Origin of the sequence: Filibacter tadaridae (assembly GCF_900609045.1) — a bacterium.
Lineage (GTDB): Bacteria > Bacillota > Bacilli > Bacillales_A > Planococcaceae > Sporosarcina > Sporosarcina tadaridae.
On sequence record NZ_UXAV01000035.1, the window covers coordinates 1 to 17,838 of the forward strand.

General features: G+C 40.7%; 19 protein-coding genes, 1 tRNA gene and 1 rRNA gene. 3 read left to right on the top strand and 18 right to left on the bottom strand.

Annotated elements, in window-relative coordinates:
- Nucleotides 1-229: 229 nt before the first annotated feature.
- From FILTAD_RS06430 to FILTAD_RS06460, 7 genes are all read right to left on the bottom strand, one after another.
- Nucleotides 230-910 carry a tyrosine-type recombinase/integrase gene (locus FILTAD_RS06430; protein WP_238988170.1) on the bottom strand — a complete coding sequence of 227 codons (681 nt, stop codon included), beginning with the start codon at nt 908-910 and terminating at the stop codon, nt 230-232.
- A 438-nt stretch (nt 911-1,348) separates the two neighbouring features.
- Nucleotides 1,349-2,458, bottom strand: coding sequence for a flavin monoamine oxidase family protein (locus tag FILTAD_RS06435; protein WP_124069677.1), 1,110 nt, complete (start codon nt 2,456-2,458; stop codon nt 1,349-1,351).
- Nucleotides 2,459-2,946: 488 nt separating this feature from the next.
- Nucleotides 2,947-3,426, bottom strand: coding sequence for a hypothetical protein (locus FILTAD_RS06440; RefSeq protein WP_124069678.1), 480 nt, complete (start codon nt 3,424-3,426; stop codon nt 2,947-2,949).
- A 16-nt stretch (nt 3,427-3,442) separates the two neighbouring features.
- Nucleotides 3,443-3,814, bottom strand: coding sequence for a hypothetical protein (locus FILTAD_RS16070; RefSeq protein ID WP_238988171.1), 372 nt, complete (start codon nt 3,812-3,814; stop codon nt 3,443-3,445).
- Between the two features lie 102 nt (nt 3,815-3,916).
- Nucleotides 3,917-4,129 (bottom strand): helix-turn-helix domain-containing protein, encoded by a 213-nt coding sequence (locus tag FILTAD_RS06450; RefSeq protein WP_124069679.1) that lies wholly within the window; start codon nt 4,127-4,129, stop codon nt 3,917-3,919.
- Between the two features lie 248 nt (nt 4,130-4,377).
- Nucleotides 4,378-4,863 (bottom strand): DUF6985 domain-containing protein, encoded by a 486-nt coding sequence (locus tag FILTAD_RS06455; protein ID WP_124069680.1) that lies wholly within the window; start codon nt 4,861-4,863, stop codon nt 4,378-4,380.
- A gap of 6 nt (nt 4,864-4,869) precedes the next feature.
- Complete coding sequence (locus FILTAD_RS06460) at nt 4,870-6,768, bottom strand: T7SS effector LXG polymorphic toxin (protein WP_160117578.1); 1,899 nt, start codon at nt 6,766-6,768, stop codon at nt 4,870-4,872.
- 232 nt (nt 6,769-7,000) lie between these two features.
- On the opposite strand from FILTAD_RS06460, the gene FILTAD_RS06465 reads away from it, so the two are divergent.
- Nucleotides 7,001-7,267, top strand: a complete 267-nt coding sequence (locus tag FILTAD_RS06465; RefSeq protein WP_238988172.1) for a hypothetical protein — start codon at nt 7,001-7,003, stop codon at nt 7,265-7,267.
- A gap of 135 nt (nt 7,268-7,402) precedes the next feature.
- Here FILTAD_RS06465 and groL read toward each other — a convergent pair whose 3' ends face one another.
- Together groL and groES are read right to left on the bottom strand one after the other, a co-directional pair.
- Complete coding sequence (groL, locus tag FILTAD_RS06470) at nt 7,403-9,037, bottom strand: chaperonin GroEL (RefSeq protein ID WP_124069682.1); 1,635 nt, start codon at nt 9,035-9,037, stop codon at nt 7,403-7,405.
- Nucleotides 9,038-9,093: 56 nt separating this feature from the next.
- Nucleotides 9,094-9,378: a co-chaperone GroES gene (gene groES, locus FILTAD_RS06475; RefSeq protein ID WP_124069683.1), complete on the bottom strand. Its 285-nt coding sequence runs from the start codon at nt 9,376-9,378 to the stop codon at nt 9,094-9,096.
- A gap of 185 nt (nt 9,379-9,563) precedes the next feature.
- Between groES and FILTAD_RS06480 the strand changes: the two genes are divergently transcribed.
- Nucleotides 9,564-10,298: a CPBP family intramembrane glutamic endopeptidase gene (locus FILTAD_RS06480; protein WP_124069684.1), complete on the top strand. Its 735-nt coding sequence runs from the start codon at nt 9,564-9,566 to the stop codon at nt 10,296-10,298.
- A gap of 44 nt (nt 10,299-10,342) precedes the next feature.
- On the opposite strand, the gene tatC is transcribed toward FILTAD_RS06480, so the two are convergent.
- The 3 genes from tatC to FILTAD_RS06495 all read right to left on the bottom strand — a co-directional run bounded on the left by tatC (nt 10,343) and on the right by FILTAD_RS06495 (nt 12,133).
- Nucleotides 10,343-11,194, bottom strand: coding sequence for a twin-arginine translocase subunit TatC (gene tatC, locus FILTAD_RS06485; protein WP_124069685.1), 852 nt, complete (start codon nt 11,192-11,194; stop codon nt 10,343-10,345).
- A gap of 17 nt (nt 11,195-11,211) precedes the next feature.
- Nucleotides 11,212-11,415 (bottom strand): twin-arginine translocase TatA/TatE family subunit, encoded by a 204-nt coding sequence (locus FILTAD_RS06490; protein ID WP_124069686.1) that lies wholly within the window; start codon nt 11,413-11,415, stop codon nt 11,212-11,214.
- A 67-nt stretch (nt 11,416-11,482) separates the two neighbouring features.
- Nucleotides 11,483-12,133 (bottom strand): redox-sensing transcriptional repressor Rex, encoded by a 651-nt coding sequence (locus FILTAD_RS06495; protein WP_124069687.1) that lies wholly within the window; start codon nt 12,131-12,133, stop codon nt 11,483-11,485.
- Nucleotides 12,134-12,257: 124 nt separating this feature from the next.
- On the opposite strand from FILTAD_RS06495, the gene FILTAD_RS06500 reads away from it, so the two are divergent.
- Nucleotides 12,258-14,189, top strand: coding sequence for an ABC-F family ATP-binding cassette domain-containing protein (locus tag FILTAD_RS06500; protein WP_124069688.1), 1,932 nt, complete (start codon nt 12,258-12,260; stop codon nt 14,187-14,189).
- A 373-nt stretch (nt 14,190-14,562) separates the two neighbouring features.
- Here the strand turns inward: FILTAD_RS06500 and tsaD are convergent, their stop codons facing one another.
- The 6 genes from tsaD to rrf form a co-directional block, all read right to left on the bottom strand.
- Nucleotides 14,563-15,582, bottom strand: coding sequence for a tRNA (adenosine(37)-N6)-threonylcarbamoyltransferase complex transferase subunit TsaD (gene tsaD / locus FILTAD_RS06505; RefSeq protein ID WP_124069689.1), 1,020 nt, complete (start codon nt 15,580-15,582; stop codon nt 14,563-14,565).
- Entirely contained in the window at nt 15,579-16,004 is a 426-nt protein-coding gene (rimI, locus tag FILTAD_RS06510) for a ribosomal protein S18-alanine N-acetyltransferase (protein WP_124069693.1), read from the bottom strand. The genes tsaD and rimI overlap by 4 nt, the downstream gene beginning before the upstream one ends.
- 19 nt (nt 16,005-16,023) lie before the next feature.
- Nucleotides 16,024-16,734, bottom strand: coding sequence for a tRNA (adenosine(37)-N6)-threonylcarbamoyltransferase complex dimerization subunit type 1 TsaB (gene tsaB / locus FILTAD_RS06515; protein WP_124069690.1), 711 nt, complete (start codon nt 16,732-16,734; stop codon nt 16,024-16,026).
- The gene (gene tsaE, locus FILTAD_RS06520) at nt 16,731-17,183 is read right to left on the bottom strand and encodes a tRNA (adenosine(37)-N6)-threonylcarbamoyltransferase complex ATPase subunit type 1 TsaE (RefSeq protein ID WP_124069691.1); all 453 of its coding nucleotides are present in this window, start codon (nt 17,181-17,183) and stop codon (nt 16,731-16,733) included. The genes tsaB and tsaE overlap by 4 nt, the downstream gene beginning before the upstream one ends.
- A gap of 392 nt (nt 17,184-17,575) precedes the next feature.
- Nucleotides 17,576-17,651, bottom strand: a tRNA-Asp gene (locus tag FILTAD_RS06525).
- A gap of 88 nt (nt 17,652-17,739) precedes the next feature.
- A 5S ribosomal RNA gene (rrf, locus tag FILTAD_RS06530) occupies nt 17,740-17,838 on the bottom strand; the annotation flags it as partial.

Consider the following 17,838-nt stretch of genomic DNA (forward strand, 5'->3'; position numbering starts at 1 on the left):
ACACTGATAACATTTAGTTTCCAAAAAGTATTCATTTGCGCCTCCCTATAAATCGCCGGTTGTTTAAATCATACAATAATTCATTTCATAATCTGGCCCGTTTGCGGCACAAGCATCATTTCTCATCCAATCTCAATCTATCAAATCACACTATTCATTTAATCTTAACATATTAAACAACACTTGAAATACTATGTTTTCAAAAGCAGGGCTATTAAAAGTATTTACGTTAAAAGTATTTATTATAAAAGTCATATCTTAACTTCCCGCTGAGATGAGCATAGATCCTTGTTGTTTCGCTCTTTTCATGACCTAGAAGACTTTGAATCACTTCAAGTGGGGCACCATTGTCTACCATATGCGTAGCATAGCTGTGACGCAATTGATGGGGATGAATTGTATTTTTGATCCCGGCACGTTTGGAAATGCGTTTAATAACATATCTCAAAGAATCTATACTCATACGTGTCAGTGGTTTACGCCCGGTGACAAACAAACAGGGTTCATCATCCTCACGTTCGTCTAAATACCTTTTCAACCAAATCGCACAACGTATATTAAAATAAACTTCTCTTTCCTTATCACCTTTCCCAAGGACAATTACCGATTTTCCTGTGAAATCAATATCGTCTCTATTTAACCTTGCGACTTCTCCGATTCGACAACCTGTTGAATAAAAGAACTCAAATAAAGCATTTTCCTGCGATGTATGACATCCTTCGCGAAGAAGTTCAATTTCATGCTTGGTAAGAAATTTTGGAATTCGTTTCCCTAATTTAGGCTCTTTTAACTTTGCAGCCGGGTTCTTTAACATAAAACCTTCCTCATGGATCCATTTAAACAACGACTTGATAAAGCGTACACGATGGCCCAAACTAGATGGTTTTAAATGTGCTCCAGCTTCTCCCAAGTATTATTTCAAATTTCCAATTGTAATATCTATCACTGTGACATCACCAAAATACCGCTTCAAAAGGTTGAATTGAAAACCATACATTTTTAACGTTAAAGGAGAGTATCCTTCAATTTTTTTATCAAAGCAATATTTTTCCCACGCTTCCGACAACAACATATTCCCCACACTCCCATTCTATGAATCAATTAACTTGATTCTAGTATGGTCGGTTTACACATCCTTTATTCGACAGTCGAAATGTATTTTCAGAGTATCAGTTTTGTAGCCCTTTAGAAGCTAACACGTAGAAAAACAGCCAAAAACTGCAAGGCCCCATTTGTTGTAGCTGGTCATAACAAAAGTTTGGTCCTGCCCATTTCCGATCCATTTAAAGTTGCAACGCCTCGTCTGTTTGCAATACTAGTAGGCACCTAAGCGATTAGGTTGAACGTATCATGATTGTGTTATGTCTGACTCCAACACTTCAATAACCGCACATTCCGCTGAGCGAAGTGCACCTTCAAGATGGCCCCCTTGTGCAGAGGAAGTTTCTGTACCAGCAAAAACGACTCTTTTCTCCCAGGCACCAGCAGTTGGCGGTCGACCATAGTTTGGAAAAGAGCCAAGCGGATTGGCATCATCCTCAAGTGCCGTTTCCGAATCGCTGGACCAATCCTTATACAGAAGGGAAATTGGTTTTTCAGCAGATGGTCCAAAAATTCGAGTTAACTGAGTCAGGACAAGCTTGCGTAGGCTTTCCTCGCCGAGTTGTTGGCGCATCTTTGCGGGTAGCCCAAAAAAACCAAAGAGTGCGCCATAACCCGTACCGGGTGATGCATCGTGGATCTCCTGCAAGGGACCACTCCAGCTCATGACTTGACCAGAAAGTCCATCTTCCCGCCAAAAGGGACGTTCATAAATCGCTACCGCTTTGGCCTGCCCCGCCATCCACGTCGGTTTGTCCATTAAGCTTGTCATAAGCTCAGCAGGAAGAGAAGGCGAAAATGCGATGTGATGCGCCGCGATTCGGGGTGGCAATGCCAAAATTACAGCGCTTGCGTGTATCCTTTTTTCCTTCCCATTACCAAGGGCTGCATCAAGTGTGATCATTCCTTCTTTATCCATATGGATTGCCGTTACACGCGTATCCAATTCTACTGTACCAGGAGGAAGTGTAGCTGCTACGGCGTCAACGAGTGATTGCATACCGCCAACGAGTCGAACCGATTGCTCAACAGCTCCTTCAGGCAGTAGGCGGCGTTGGACTGGATCATTTTTGGATTGCTCGAGAAGAACTGCTCCTTCGGTGTGCTGAACAAATGTCTTTAAACGAAGGCTTTCGACAAGACTTGAAATAACGGGCTCATGCTGTGGCCAGAACCATGTAGGACCTAGATCAAACTTTCCGAGCTCGGGCTTGTCCGTAGCCTCCCTGCTTAACACTCTACCCCCAATTCGGCCTCGCGCTTCCAGAACGTTGCACGCAATACCTTGTGAAACAAGTAAAGATGCTGCACGAAGACCACTCAAACCGGCCCCGACAATTATAATAGGATCACTCATGTTATTGCCTCCAATCAATTGGTTTATTTGATTTTAACAATGAAGAAGAATCGGATTAAACATTTTCCGAAAAGAAAAACACCTATGGAAATCAATAATGATTGCATAAGTGTTTTTTGGGCAGATAACTCCAACTTCGTAAACTTCATTATTGATTGTATTTTCGAGCCTCGTCTATTTCTTAGAATCTAAAACTATTCACTGTGAAAAGTTTCAAAGTAGTGGTATTCGTTGTTGAAATGTCGTCTTTCATATCTTTCGGTACTTTGCCGAACCTTTCAGTCAGCAGTCGGATTGCTGTTTCCGATAAAGCAGCTACTCCGCCTTTTTCTATACCTTTTGTAAGGCCACTTTCTAAGCCTTCTTTTATCCATTATCCGCAATCGTCATCTTTACATTGAAAAGTTTATCATACGGTTCCGAGTTTTCACAAAAAGAATCCCACCATTCGTCAGACATTCAGTCTACTGTTATTACATCCATTTCATTTAGCCAGGATTCGCACATTTCACTAGCATTCTAAGCCCTATAAATAGAGCCCAAGCTTTGTTTTCTTCATCAAAAAAGAAACGAATTGGCTTTTCAGTTGGCAGCATTACTAGCGTTTTTTCGTTGCTTGCACGAAGATTGTAGGTTTTATTTGCAACGGTAGCAGTAATGGTTTGATTTCCTTGTTTTATCTCAACTTTTTCACCTTCATCTGACTTATAGGTCCCTATCATACGTTGCAGCTGAGTTTTATTTATTTCATAGTGAGGTTCTACGCTTCTTTTTCTATCTATTGAGATATTTAATGTTGCATTAATTGCAGCAAGCCAAATTGCATCTGCACTTACGTCGCCCAAATTCGTTAATACCACGGCTACAATGCCCATCTCTGGAATGAAACCGAAATTAGATGATACGCCTTTCTGACCACCGCCGTGTTCAACCAATGTAACACCCGAATAATTTGGTGTCGTTTTCAATGCATATCCATAAAAGCTATTGCTGTTTATCGGATGAACTCTCTACCATTGTAAGTGAATAAATATAATTCTCAGGTGACCTCGACTCATACACCACAATTTCCCACTCATCAGGCTCTCCATTTGTATTTTGCAAGAAAAAGTACCATTCATTATATTTCCTCATCTCTGGGTACACTTTTTTGTTTAATTCAATAAGCTCATTTAAAGCAGAATTCGGTATGTCATCATAGACTCTTCTAAGTTCCCTAATATCTCTTGCCAATAACTGTCTAGGATTATCTATTCTTTTTGTACTTCTTGAAACTAGTTGCCCCATTGGCAGTTCTTCCACTGATTCGTGATCTCGGACACTGACCATTTTAGGTATATGGTGAACATCTCTCATTTCACAAACATAGCCCCTAATAGTGCTGCCCCCGACCTTAAAATCGGGAAAACGTTCTTTTAACCAATCCTGTACTTCCGCTGAAGAAAGATCTGGATGTTCCTAAAGCCACCCTAAAATAAGATTATGATACGCATCTAATTTCTTCGTTCTACTCTGTGATGCTATGACCCATTCTGATGCCTCTTCGAAGGTCATGCCCAGATACTTATAAACTGTGTTTCTAGAAATACTCAACTTTCTAACAATCGCCGCTACTTTAAATCCTTGATCTTTTAATTGATGCACCTTGACGAACAACTGTAATTTTTCCACCTTTCAAATCCTCCAGTTAAACAACGATGATATTAATATCATAGCCGAACTGTTGGATGACTTGACAAAAAAGTGTTCAATTCTATCTGGCGGAAACTGTTGATTTTAGTTTAGCAGTTACAATGAATTGTTTATTTATTTCTTTATATTTTTTATCCTCTTTCATTTATTAATAATTCCTATAAAAAAAACCTTGAATGAGTTGTTAGTCATTCAAGGTCAATCTTAGCATTAATTTTTTAGGTAAGTTATAGTACAATATCTTGATAACCTACTTCTTCTACAATTTCATCTTCAATTTTTATTCCTAACCCATTTTCAATATCCCAAGAGACATCACAAAGCAGACCTAGTCTTCTTTTCCCATTCTTTCTTACTCTTCTTACAATCAATTCAGTTGGCTTCACTAAACTTTTTAAATCTGAGGTAGATTCAATTTTCGGGGCAAAATTATCTGCTGCCGATTTATTCCCTATCATCTCTCTATATTCTTCATAATTCTCACTATAGTAGTCATATACTTGTTCTTCTGCCTCATTTATTATGCTTTTCATATTTTGAATAAAATTAAGAAATGCTTCTCTCTGTACGTTTGAGAAATCAGCACTTTCATGTGCATCAATACTTAAATGTATTTCTTTCTCCAAGTCAAACATTCTAATAGTTGTTTTTCCTCTCCAGAAATTATTTTTATATTCAAGTTTCCCAAATAAATCATCATTAATCATTGTCATTCTTAATCACTCTCCTAACTTAACTTTTATATTATATTCGCCAACTCCACCCAAATGTTTAAAAACACTATTAATCTTACTAGGTACCAATTGTATCGTTTCCAAGTCATTCAGTTCATGCCAAGTATATTTATTATCTTCTCGCCAATCAGCTACATCTTCTGCTGTCATTTTTTTATCTGGTGTACTCCACTTTTTAGCCAATTCTTCATCAGCAGTTGAAAAATTTGATTTTCTATCATTAGTCATGTTTTCTAATTTTATTTCACCTTTGGAAAATGATGAAAAGTCCGGCATTCCGTTTTTGTACTCAACTCCGTCAACACCGGCTTCATCAAGATATTTTTTAACTTCTCCGGTCTTATCAGAGATAAATAACGACTCTGCTCGTTCGCTATTCCATTCACCTTTATTAACAGGTGTGGTTTTTACCCTTTGCTCATAAGAGCTATATTTAGGCTCTACGTCAAAACCCCTAGTATAGTCTATCTGCCTATCTTTAACTATACCCTTAGCCCCAACATCCTCATTCTTTACTTCAGCCTTAACATCGACATCTCCACTTTTTATACTCGTAGGAATATCTGTTTTTCCAAATGGTATATTGAATGTAAAGGCATTTGGCGTACCCAATTGGTAATGAGTGTTAGTTAAGAGATCTAGTTGATTTTGAGTTTTTCCCAGTGGGCTGTTGACGACATCATGGTAAATTGGGGAATAGATGGACTCCATCTTCTTTGTACTTACCACTTTACTTACTTGATTTAAATCATTTCCTTTTAAGGCTAATTTTCCACCCGTACTTGCCCAGCCAGCAACTGGAATCATCGCTCCAAAAGAAAGGGCCGCATTTAATGTATCCCCTCTCGCCGTGTAGATGACACCATTTACGCCATCTGCTGCTTCACCAATAACAGGTACAAGTCCTGCAATATCTAATACAAACTGAAAAGAATCTAGTAATTTGTTTTCTTTCGGTTTGTCGACTTTAACGATTTCTTCTACTTTATATTCAACTTTGGAAACAACTTCATAGAAAACTGTTTGGCCTACAACATACTCTTTAATAAGCAAACCACTTTCATACATATGGTATTTTACATTTTCCTGTAGATTCTCTTCGACAGTGGATACTTTTTTCCCTTCTAGGGTTTGGAAAGTGGCCGCAGTAATCATCGTACCGATTAGCTGTTCTTGTTCCTTTATCCATAAGTCACTAGGATTCAAGTACACTTTCGGGAACAGTTCCGTTCTAATTTCACTTCTAAACGTCAGAACGTTCCATTGGCTTGGTATGAAGTTTACGTCTCCGACCCCCGCTTGGAAAAGTCCCTCCATATCCATAAGCCACGTGCTCATCGTCTGCAAATCTTGTTCAATTGGATTCAGCGCGAAAGTCTGTGTTGCATCAAATTCATAAAGTTGTAAGATGGTAGCATCACGTTTCCTCTTAGAACGAATGACTCCCTCTTGTACTCCGCTATCATCTAAGTGGGGCAGTCCGACAATATCACTCACCTGATCCATGATACTGTTTGCCTCATCCGTCAAACTAGCGGTGAGGTGACCAATAAGCGTAAGTCCCTGTTCTAGCTCACCCTCTAGGAATTGTTCTACTATGTAACCGGTTGAATCAGGTTCGAGTGAATGAAGTGCTGCCTCCATTTGGCGAAGCACTTGTTTGTACTGTTCTGTAAACAACTTGAAAATATGAAGAAATGGTAAATGACATTCTCGGTAAAAGGAACGGATGGCATTACCTCCTGCTCCTTTAAATTGCTCTTCCATCTGAACTAGACCCTCCACTGCATGGTTGATCGCTTCCATCTCACCGCTTAACCTGTCTAACATAGTAATGTTGCGCCGAAGCCCTTCTTGAAATAAATCTACGTCCAATATTTTCATAGGCATTGCCCCATCCAGCGTTTAGAAATAACCACCTCGCAATACTCTTTACTATAAAATAATAACCCGCAGGTAATCATTCTTCTCCTCCTCTAGTAAACTCAATAGTTATAATATCCCATTTTTTCGCAGGAAGGTAAAGGAGGAAGATAGAACTTTCACAAAAATAAACCTTACGAATTAATATGTAAAAAATAGTCTGCGACTCTTACACTACCCTATAAGAAAAATAGTGGTTAAATTGATAGATAACTTCTGTGAAGATCTTTTGAACACGAAACAATACTGCCCATTCCCATTTATGAATTTGCAGATGAAAGAAGCATTTGATTTTGATTCTCCAGTAAACATGCTTGCAGTTCCTGATTATGTACAAAAAATATTGAGCCTATTAAAACTCGACATCGAGCTTCCGTATATTCAAGAATCCGATTTCGACTATTTGTCTCAGGAATGGTCTTTGTCACAGGTATTCAAAATCAAAAAAGACCTTTCATAAGTTCAATGAACTTACAAAAAGTCTTCTCAGATTGTTGAAATTAAGCGACTTCAAAACCTTAAGGTTAACAAAAGGTTAGCATTACACTAATCTTCACCTTACAAACCCTTACACATCAAGGGTTCAAGGTTCTTCTTACATCATGCCGCCCATACCGCCCATATCAGGCATTCCGCCACCCATAGCGCCTGCTGGTTCAGGTAGGTCAGCCACTACAGCTTCAGTAGTCAAGAACATAGCCGCAACAGATGCTGCGTTTTGTAGAGCATAACGTGTCACTTTTGTTGGGTCCACGATGCCAGCCTCCATCATGTTTACCCATGTGCCGTCAGCTGCGTTGAAGCCAACACCAGCTTCTTCTCGCTTAAGGCGATCTACGACGATAGATCCTTCAAGACCTGCGTTGTTTGCGATTTGACGAACTGGCTCTTCAAGCGCACGAAGTACGATTTTCACGCCTGTTGCTGCGTCACCTTCTTCATTTTCAAGCAGTGCTTCTACTTTCTTATAAACGTTTACAAGTGCAGTACCGCCACCTGATACGATGCCTTCTTCGACAGCTGCACGTGTAGAATTCAATGCGTCTTCGATACGAAGTTTACGTTCTTTAAGTTCAGTTTCAGTTGCTGCTCCGACTTTGATCACTGCTACGCCACCTGCAAGTTTCGCAAGACGTTCTTGCAATTTCTCTTTATCGAATTCAGAAGTTGTTTCTTCAAGTTGTGAACGAAGCTGATGTACACGGCTTTCAATTCTTGCAGAATCCCCATTACCTTCAACGATTGTCGTGTTGTCTTTTGTTACGACAACTTTCGAAGCTCGACCAAGTTGAGTGATTTCAGCAGATTTCAAGTCAAGACCAAGGTCTTCCGTGATCACTTCTCCACCAGTCAAGATTGCGATATCTTCAAGCATCGCTTTACGACGGTCACCGAATCCTGGTGCTTTAACAGCAACAGCATTGAATGTACCACGTAGTTTATTGACCACAAGTGTAGCAAGCGCTTCGCCTTCAACATCTTCTGCAATCATTAGAAGTGGCTTACCTTGTTGAACAACTTGCTCAAGTACAGGAAGGATTTCTTGGATGTTCGTAATCTTTTTGTCGGTGATCAAAATATATGGATTATCTAGAACCGCTTCCATTTTGTCTGTATCTGTCGCCATGTAAGCAGATGCATATCCACGGTCGAATTGCATACCTTCTACTACATCGAGTTCTGTCGTGAATCCTTTTGACTCTTCAAGTGTGATAACACCGTCGTTTCCAACGCGCTCCATCGCTTCAGCGATCAACGTACCCACTTCTTCGTCTCCGGAAGAGATTGCTGCTACTTGAGCAATCGATTCTTTTCCTTCGATTTCTTGGGAAATGTCTTTCAAACCTTCAACAGCTGTCGCTACTGCTTTTTCGATTCCTTTACGGATTCCAACAGGATTTGCACCTGCTGTAACGTTTTTCAATCCTTCACGGATCATCGCTTGTGCTAGAACAGTAGCTGTTGTTGTACCGTCACCTGCGATTTCGTTTGTTTTAGAAGCAACTTCTGCAACAAGTTTTGCACCCATGTTTTCGAACGCATCTTCAAGTTCGATTTCACGTGCGATTGTCACACCATCATTTGTAATAAGAGGTGAACCGAATTTTTTCTCAAGAACAACGTTCCGTCCTTTTGGTCCGAGTGTTACTTTAACAGCATCCGCTAATGTATCTACACCACGAAGCATTGCACTACGTGCATCTTCATTGAATTTAATTTCTTTAGCCATTTATAATTTCCCTCCTGGTTTTTCGTGTATTCGTCTAGTCATCAATCATGTGAAAATTAACCGATGATCGCTAAAATATCGCTTTCACGCAGGATCAGATATTCATTTCCTTCATATTTAACTTCAGTACCTGAGTATTTTGAGAAAATGATCCGATCGCCCTCTTTTACTTCTAGGTCGATACGTTGGCCGTTTTCAAGAACACGTCCTGTACCTGCCGCAATGACTTGTCCTTCTTGCGGTTTCTCTTTAGCAGAATCCGGTAATACAATCCCGCTTGACGTTTTTTCTTCAGCTTCAATCAGTTCGATTACGATACGGTCACCTAATGGTTTCAACAAGTGAAACAACCTCCTCAAAGTAAATAGTGCTTATTTAGCACTCAGTTAACAAGAGTGCTAATACATTTTTAATCATAATGAAGATTTGCATGAATTGCAAGTAAAATACTTCGGACATTTTCTCTTTGCTAAAGTTGCGCAAAACAGCTAAAATGGACGTCAGCCACAGTTGAAAGGGTGGGATTATGAAAAACTGGAAAATCTATATCTACCTTCTATTGACATACATCGTGATGCAAGTCAGCAGTGTTTACCTTGTGAAAGTATTGATCAGCTATTTTAAAGGTAAAGAAGGGATGACTGCCGAGTTGGCCACGTATAACGGCTTCGCTTGGACATTGTTCATCGTCAATACGCTTGCGGCCATTGTATTTCTTGCCTTCATCATACCGAATAAGAAGTTTTTCACTGTCTTTAAAGGTAAAAAAGCTTCAATCGGTAAAACAGTCCTTTGGGGCTTCCTCGGTTTTTTCCTTGCAATGGGCGGACAAATGCTCGCTGCCGGAATTGAGACATTGCTCGGAATCGAACTAGGGTCCGAGAATACAGCCGTCTTATCCGAAGTCGCCAAGTTCTCTCCAATCGTTATTATTTCGATGGTGATTTTTGCACCATTCCTTGAAGAAATCATTTTCAGACGTGTAATTTTTGGTGGTATTTATATGAAGACAAACGTTTGGATTGCGGCTATCGTCAGTGCACTCATTTTCGCCGCAGTGCATAATGAGTTTCAGCATATTCTCATGTACATGGCGCCTGCTTTCGTCTTCGCCTATGTGTACTACCACACCAAAAGACTATGGGCACCGATGATTTCCCATATGCTGATGAATGGATTTGTCGTTATTGTTCAATTGAATGCCGATAAGATTTTAAAACTACAAGAAATGAAACAAGCGATCATCGTATTTTTCCAATGAAAAAAAGTCTTCCATTCCGTACGATACGGTTTGGAAGACTTTTTTTAGTACTGCTCGTCTTTCTGTTGTTCCAATCGGGCTTGAACTTCTTCAATCTGACGTTGCTGATGCGCTTTCACTTCTTCGAAAATACGTTGCTGTTCCGCCTGTTCCTCTTCTGCCTGCCGCTGTTGTTCTGCTTTTAAATATTTTCTATATCCGAAACGGGAAATGAAAATACTTAATTCGTAAAGCGCAAAGAGCGGTACCGTAACGAATAGGTGGGAAAACAGATCCGGCGGTGTGATGAATGCCGCAATGACGAAAAGCACAAAGTATGCATACTTCCGTACCTTCACAAGCGTCTTCGGATTCAAAATGCCCAATCTTGTTAAGAACAGCAAGACGATAGGCAATTGAAAGATGAAGCCAAAAGGTATGAGTATTTGAAATAGAAACGAAAAGTATTCATCAATACCTATCGTTTGCGTGATATCCAACTCTGACGATAAGTTCATCATGAATTTCAGCACATAGGGGAGTAGAACAAAATAGGAAAACGCAATTCCTCCGACAAAGAGAAGAAATGTAAAAGGAATATAATTGCGTGTCGCTTTTCGTTCGGTCTCATGTAACCCTGGCGATATAAATGCCCACAACTGATACATCAGTACCGGTGATATAATGATAAACGCGATAAAAACAATGACTTTCACGTAAATCATAATTGGATCAAGTACATTAAATGCATTCAATGTTATATTTCTTGCTTCACCATCATATTGCAAAAACTGAATGAGCGGCTTCGCTAAGAAAAAACTTCCAACTACTGCAACAACAAAGAAAACGACGATAATCATCAGCCGTTTCCTAATTTCATCTATATGTTCAATAACTGTTAAGTTTTTTTCTATCATCGGACAAACATCCTAACTCACTTAACTTCTTCTTTCTTTACTTCCGCTTTCTCAATTTCCACTTTCTTCACATCGTTCTCGTCATCGACAAGACCTTTCGTCGCGTTTTTGAATTCGCGCAATGAAGAACCGAACGCCTTTCCAATATCAGGCAACTTCTTCGGACCGAATACGAGCAATGCAATGATTGCTATAATAACTAAACTCATTGGACCTGGCATCTCGGACACCTCCTTCAGAATACTTCTATTTTACACGAAAACAGCTTGTATTACTATTGACGTGCTGTTACATTTGTGAATCTTTTACGTCATTTTTGATAAAGTAGATCAATGTCTGTAGTTCTACTGATAAGTCGATTGTATGCACCCGCACGGAATCCGGTACTGAAAGGCGTACAGGCGTGAAGTTAAGAATCCCTTTCACACCTATTTTCACAAGGTCGTCTGTCACTTCTTGCGCAATACGTGAAGGTACCGTAAGAATAACAAGTTCAATACCGAATTTCTTGATTTTCTCCTCCAACAATTCTGGATGAAAAACTGGAATACCGCTCATTTCTTTTCCATCGTCAGAAGCTTTCGGATCAAATGCGAGGACAATACGTGTGTTGTGGTTTTTATGAAAGTTATATTTCAAAAAAGCATTCCCAAGGCTTCCTACTCCGATAAGGGCGACATCTGTTTCTTCATCCTGGTCGAGTGTTTGCCGGAAGAAATCGACAAGATATTGCACATCGTACCCATACCCTTTACGACCAAGTGCTCCAAAATGTGAAAAATCACGTCGTATTGTAGCTGCATCAATTTTCATAGCATCGCTCAACTCACTCGATGATACGCGTTTTTTCCCTGCATTTGCGAAGTTCTGCAGGAATCTATAGTAGAGAGGCAATCGCTTTGACGTTGCCTGTGGAATCTTTAATGTCACGTCATTCATTTTTTACCTCCTGCACGTACTATGAACCGATTCTATCGTACGTCAGAAGTGAATACTTGTAAAGCCTATCATTGCGCGGACTCAACGGTTCCTTTAAACTATAAAGGAATAGAGGTGTTCAATTATGATTATATTACAAGTAAATGGACTAACAAAATCCTTTTCAGGAACCGATATATTAACAAATGTAAAACTTGAAGTGCAGCACCGTGACCGTGTCGCACTCGTTGGACGCAATGGAGCGGGAAAATCGACATTACTTAAAATTATTGCGGGAGAAATGACTGCGGATACAGGTGATTTAATCGTCCCGAAAGGCGTACGAATTGGTTACCTCGAACAACATTCCGGCATTAACTCGACATTGACGGTTTGGGAAGAGATGATGACTGTCTTCAAATCCCTTCATTTAATGGAAAGGCGGTTGCGTTCTCTTGAAGGGCAAATGGCGGATCCGACAGTATACGAAGACCCCGTTGACTATGAACGTGTCATGAAAGAATACGATCTACTACAAATTGAATTCAAAGACTCGGGCGGTTACCAATATGAATCCGATACACGTTCCGTCCTACACGGCATGCGTTTTTACCCAGAGGATTACGATAAAAATGTAAACCTTTTATCGGGTGGGCAAAAGACAAGACTGGCACTTGCAAAAATGCTCTTAAGCAAGCCTGACTTACTTATTTTGGATGAACCGACGAACCACCTGGACATCGAAACATTGGGCTGGCTTGAAAAGTACCTCGTTTCTTATGAAGGCGCTATATTAATCGTTTCCCATGATAGGTATTTCTTAGACGAGATTGTAACGATTGTTTATGAAGTATCCAGACGTAAGGTTATGAAATACACAGGAAACTACAGTGCTTATCTTGATGAAAAAGCGAAAAACTACGAACGTGATCAAAAACTGTTCGAACGGGATGTCAGCGAGAAAGCAAAACTTGAAGACTTCATCCAAAAAAATATAGCGCGCGCATCGACTTCTAAAATGGCGAAAAGTCGCCGAAAACTTCTTGAACGTACGGACTGGATGGAATCACCGGATGGAGACGAAAAGTCAGCTAAATTCACCTTCACCATTGACCGTCCCAGCGGAAACGATGTACTTGCGCTTGACGAAGTCGCTGTCGGCTATGAGGAAATTCCCGTCTCAAGTGGACTGGACATGCATGTTTATAAACAAGACCGCATCGCTATCATTGGACCAAACGGTGTCGGTAAGTCAACCCTGCTGAAAACAATCATTAAAAAGCAAGAACCACTATCCGGTAAAATCCGTTACGGAACAAACGTCCAGTTTGGTTACTATGATCAGGAACAAGCGACACTTATCGGCAATGGAACTGTATTGCAGGAATTATGGGATGACTGGCCTATGATGAATGAAAAAGACATTCGCAATGTTTTGGGACGCTTCCTATTCACAGGAGAAGATGTCGAGAAAAACGTCACTTCCCTTTCAGGCGGAGAAAAAGCCAGGTTATCACTCGCAAAACTAATGTTGAAAAAGTCCAATACACTCATATTGGATGAGCCAACGAACCATCTCGATCTTGATAGTAAAGAAGTTTTAGAAAATGCATTGGATGACTTCCCAGGCACAATCCTCTTTGTCTCACATGATCGGTATTTCATTAACCGGATTGCAACGAAAGTAATCGACATAAGTGCTAGCGGTGCAGCCGAATATCTCGGGGATTACGATTACTTCCTCGAAAAGAAATTGGAACAAAAAGAACTTCTCGCAGAATCAGGAACCATTCAACAAACAACCACTTCTTCCAATGAAAAAAAGAATGAAGACAACAAAGAACTTAAACGGCAAGAAAGACGGTTAACAAGGGCAATAGCTGAAATTGAAACACAGCTTTCAACATATGAAACAGAAATGACTGCACTTCAACAAGAACTTGTGAACCCTGAGTTTGCTGATGACCATATTAAGTTAATGGAACTGCAAGCCCAGATTGATGCTATACAGGCTGAACATGACACTAAATCCGAGGATTGGCTGTCACTACAAGAGGAATTAGAAGTACTTAACTAAAAAAAGAGTGCCACCCTGGACAAGTATTTCAGTTCGAGGTGGCACTCTTTCATTTGTCGTTACATGTCGATTCCTAAATATACGTGTACTTTTTCCTCATGATTAATCCACAATCTTATCCACGCCAGTAATGTACATATAATCACCCATCAACACCCGTTATCCACATTGTCCACATAAAACAAGCATCTTATACACAAAGTTATCCAACAAGCATTGTGCTTATGTCTTTAAATTCTGTTGTTATACACAACCTATCCACAGATTGTGCATAAGTACGAACGTTCTCTATTGACAAATAGAAATTGTTTTAGACAAAAGAAACACGCAAGTTGTCTGAATATGACGACTTACGTGTTTCTTTTTACCATTATTATTTCCAAGAATCCAATGGCATTCCAGGCTTTCCGTTCATTGCCAATGTTCCACGTACTCCATCAACGTACATTGCCGATCCAGCAGCTGCAATCATTGCCGCATTATCTGTGCATAAGGCAATCGGTGGAACATAAAAAGGGATTTCTTCCTTCCCGAACGCTTCTTCTAGGGAAGCGCGTAACCCACTATTTGCTGCAACACCTCCAGCAGCAATTACTTGTTTCACTCCATATTCTCTCGCCGCTTTAACCGCTTTTGTTGTTAGAACTTCTACAACGCTTACTTGAAAGCCGGCTGCCACATGATGCGGGTTCACTTTTTCCCCACGCTGTTCCAGATTATGTTTATAGTTAATGACGGATGATTTTAGGCCACTAAAACTGAAGTCATACGAATCCGATTCGAGCCATGCCCGTGGAAAGTCAACAACCCCATCACTTTCTGCCGCGAGCCTATCAATTTGAGGACCGCCTGGATAAGGAAGTCCAAGTACACGGGCCACTTTGTCATAAGCTTCTCCAGCTGCATCGTCACGTGTTTCTCCAATTAGTTTGAAGCTACCATGCTCCTCCATAAGAACAAGCTCCGTATGACCACCTGAAACGATAAGTGCCAGAAGCGGAAACGCCATGGGTTGCATCAATTCATTGGCATATATATGCCCTGCAATATGATGTACACCGATAATGGGTAATCCATTCGCAAACGCAAAAGCTTTTGCTGCGTTTACACCAATCAGAAGTGCCCCTACAAGTCCCGGTCCCTCGGTTACTGCCACCGCGTCCAACTCTTTTGGTTTCAATCCTGCACTGATAAGCGCTTCTTCAATGACTAGAGTAATTTGTTCAACGTGATGCCTTGATGCAATTTCAGGAACAACACCACCAAACCTTTTTTGACTTATAATTTGTGAGGCGACAACATTTGAAATTATCTCATTCCCATTTCTTACAACGGAAGCCGCTGTTTCATCACAGCTTGTTTCAATCCCTACTATATAAATGTCTTTTGTCATTTGAATTCCACCCACATAACGAGACCATCCTCATGATTGTCCGTATAATAGTTTTTTCGAATGCCGCCGTCTTTAAACCCTAATTTCCGATAAAGACTTTGTGCTATAACGTTCGTCATCCGCACCTCAAGCGTCATTACACGTACATCCATCTTTTTACACAAAGCAATCGCTTCCCTCATCAACTGCTCACCGATACCCTTGCCTCTCATATGTAAACGCACGGCGACGTTCGTTATATGACACTCGTCCAGTATAATCCACATTCCGCAGTGACCAATAACTTCTTCATCATATACCGCAACAACATAATTCGCATACTCATTTCCTGTCATCTCATGTTCAAAGACCTCAGCTGTCCATGGCGTTGCGAATGATTCCTGTTCGATACTAACTACCCAAGGAATATCTTCCCGAACCATTCGTCTATAGTAAACTTCTTTAGCCACGGCCCGGTTCCTTCCCTTGCGCCTTCAGCCAATTCGTCTCTGCTTCGGCCATTCGACGATACTCTGGTACAAATGTATGTACTTCAGCCTCTCTAGCAGAATGTTCAGCAGCATGTATGAGCGAAGACGCACGTGGAAGATTGAATTGTAATGGAGCAAACGTTGCACGGTGTCCAAGCTGTTCAAGAAGTGCCTGTTCATGTAATGCCGTATCTTTCCCTACGAACAGAACCGGCTTTTCCTGTTCCGTAAGCCGTGCTATCAATTCATCAAGAGAGTAGTGTCCATCTTCGAAAACTGAAACAAGTCCGCTCTTATCAAACTGATAGCCCGCCGCATAGACATTTCCCCTTCTCGCATCGACAAGTGGACAAATAATTCCATCAAAGAAAAGTACATTGGAAGCGAGCACTTTCAAACTCGATATACCGACAAGCGGTTTCTCTAATGTCCATGCAAGCGTCTTCGCAATCGTTACACCGATTCTAACACCTGTATAAGAACCTGGTCCTTCAGAGACTGCAATCCTATCAATATCAGCTGGTGTCATCCCTACTTTGTTCAACAGATTCTCAATGGCCGGCATGGCACTAAGCGAATGGTTGACAGCCAGCGCTGTATTTTCCTCCATCATCAATACACCATCTTTAACAATCGCCACTGATAATGGCGTATTAGCTGTATCAATTCCAAGCCAAATCATTGGAAAACCCCCTCACAGATCTCTTCATATCTTGGACCAATAGGCGTAATTGTAATCATTCGTTCATCTCCGCCGCAATGAGTGAGCCGGATTTCCAAACGTTCTGAAGGCAGATCGGCTTCGATTAAATGGGCCCATTCGACGACAGTAATTGCATCGCCGAAGAACAATTCATCCCACCCCAAATCTTCATCGCTATCCGCCAATCTGTAGACATCAAGATGATTGAACGGATAAAACCCTTCGTATTGTTTAATAATCGTGAATGTCGGGCTATTTACTGTGCGTGTTACACCTAAACCTTTTGCTAAAGCTTTTGTAAATGTCGTCTTTCCTGCCCCTAGATCACCTTCCAACGTAATAACGTCAGGCGGTGTGAGAAGGGCTGCCAACTTTTCTGCAATTTGTTCTGTTTCCTGAACAGAATGTACTCTGATTTCCTTAGTCATATTGTAGTTCCTTTCTATATCCTTATTATAGTGTACCGAAAACGCAATGCATCGGAAAGTATCGATGCTCGAAATCGGTTTTCAGAAGAGGATTTTGATGAAATAGTGACTTTTAAGGATTCCTTTTGGTTAATCAAGATACTATGATTACTTCTTATATATATATTGAACTAACGATTACATATAATCTCCAGCGAAGGCGCCTCACTGGGATAGCTGAAGCAATAAGACTGACAGCGGTCTTCTGGCTGGCTTGTTGCGGGAAGCATCCCCAAGTGCCGAGCGTTTTTGAGAAGATTCTTTATGTCAATATTTATAGATTAAACTTTTTACGCAAATAAAAAACCGATTCCAGAATGTATCCCTGGAATCGGTATGAGTTTTAAATTAAATGGCGGTCCCGACCGGGATCGAACCGGCGATCTCCTGCGTGACAGGCAGGCATGTTAACCGCTACACCACGGGACCATAATATTTATACACTTTAAAAATATGAAGCTCTTTAACTAGTTGAATATTCTAACCTTTTCACTTGAATATGTCAAAATTTAAGTGAGCCCGGCGACGTCCTACTCTCACAGGGGGGAACCCCCAACTACCATCGGCGCTGAAGAGCTTAACTTCCGTGTTCGGTATGGGAACGGGTGTGACCTCT

Excerpts from the sequence above, each read along its gene's own strand:
- FILTAD_RS06455 (WP_124069680.1), bottom strand. The coding sequence starts at position 4,863 with ATGACAATGATTAATGATGATTTATTTGGGAAACTTGAATATAAAAAT.
- FILTAD_RS06435 (WP_124069677.1), bottom strand. The coding sequence starts at position 2,458 with ATGAGTGATCCTATTATAATTGTCGGGGCCGGTTTGAGTGGTCTTCGT.
- FILTAD_RS06460 (WP_160117578.1), bottom strand. The coding sequence starts at position 6,768 with ATGAAAATATTGGACGTAGATTTATTTCAAGAAGGGCTTCGGCGCAAC.
- tsaD (WP_124069689.1), bottom strand. The coding sequence starts at position 15,582 with ATGACAAAAGACATTTATATAGTAGGGATTGAAACAAGCTGTGATGAA.
- tsaE (WP_124069691.1), bottom strand. The coding sequence starts at position 17,183 with ATGACTAAGGAAATCAGAGTACATTCTGTTCAGGAAACAGAACAAATT.
- FILTAD_RS06500 (WP_124069688.1), top strand. The coding sequence starts at position 12,258 with ATGATTATATTACAAGTAAATGGACTAACAAAATCCTTTTCAGGAACC.
- tsaB (WP_124069690.1), bottom strand. The coding sequence starts at position 16,734 with ATGATTTGGCTTGGAATTGATACAGCTAATACGCCATTATCAGTGGCG.
- rimI (WP_124069693.1), bottom strand. The coding sequence starts at position 16,004 with ATGGTTCGGGAAGATATTCCTTGGGTAGTTAGTATCGAACAGGAATCA.
- FILTAD_RS06490 (WP_124069686.1), bottom strand. The coding sequence starts at position 11,415 with ATGCCAGGTCCAATGAGTTTAGTTATTATAGCAATCATTGCATTGCTC.
- tatC (WP_124069685.1), bottom strand. The coding sequence starts at position 11,194 with ATGATAGAAAAAAACTTAACAGTTATTGAACATATAGATGAAATTAGG.
- FILTAD_RS06480 (WP_124069684.1), top strand. The coding sequence starts at position 9,564 with ATGAAAAACTGGAAAATCTATATCTACCTTCTATTGACATACATCGTG.
- groL (WP_124069682.1), bottom strand. The coding sequence starts at position 9,037 with ATGGCTAAAGAAATTAAATTCAATGAAGATGCACGTAGTGCAATGCTT.
- FILTAD_RS16070 (WP_238988171.1), bottom strand. The coding sequence starts at position 3,814 with ATGAGAGATGTTCACCATATACCTAAAATGGTCAGTGTCCGAGATCAC.
- FILTAD_RS06495 (WP_124069687.1), bottom strand. The coding sequence starts at position 12,133 with ATGAATGACGTGACATTAAAGATTCCACAGGCAACGTCAAAGCGATTG.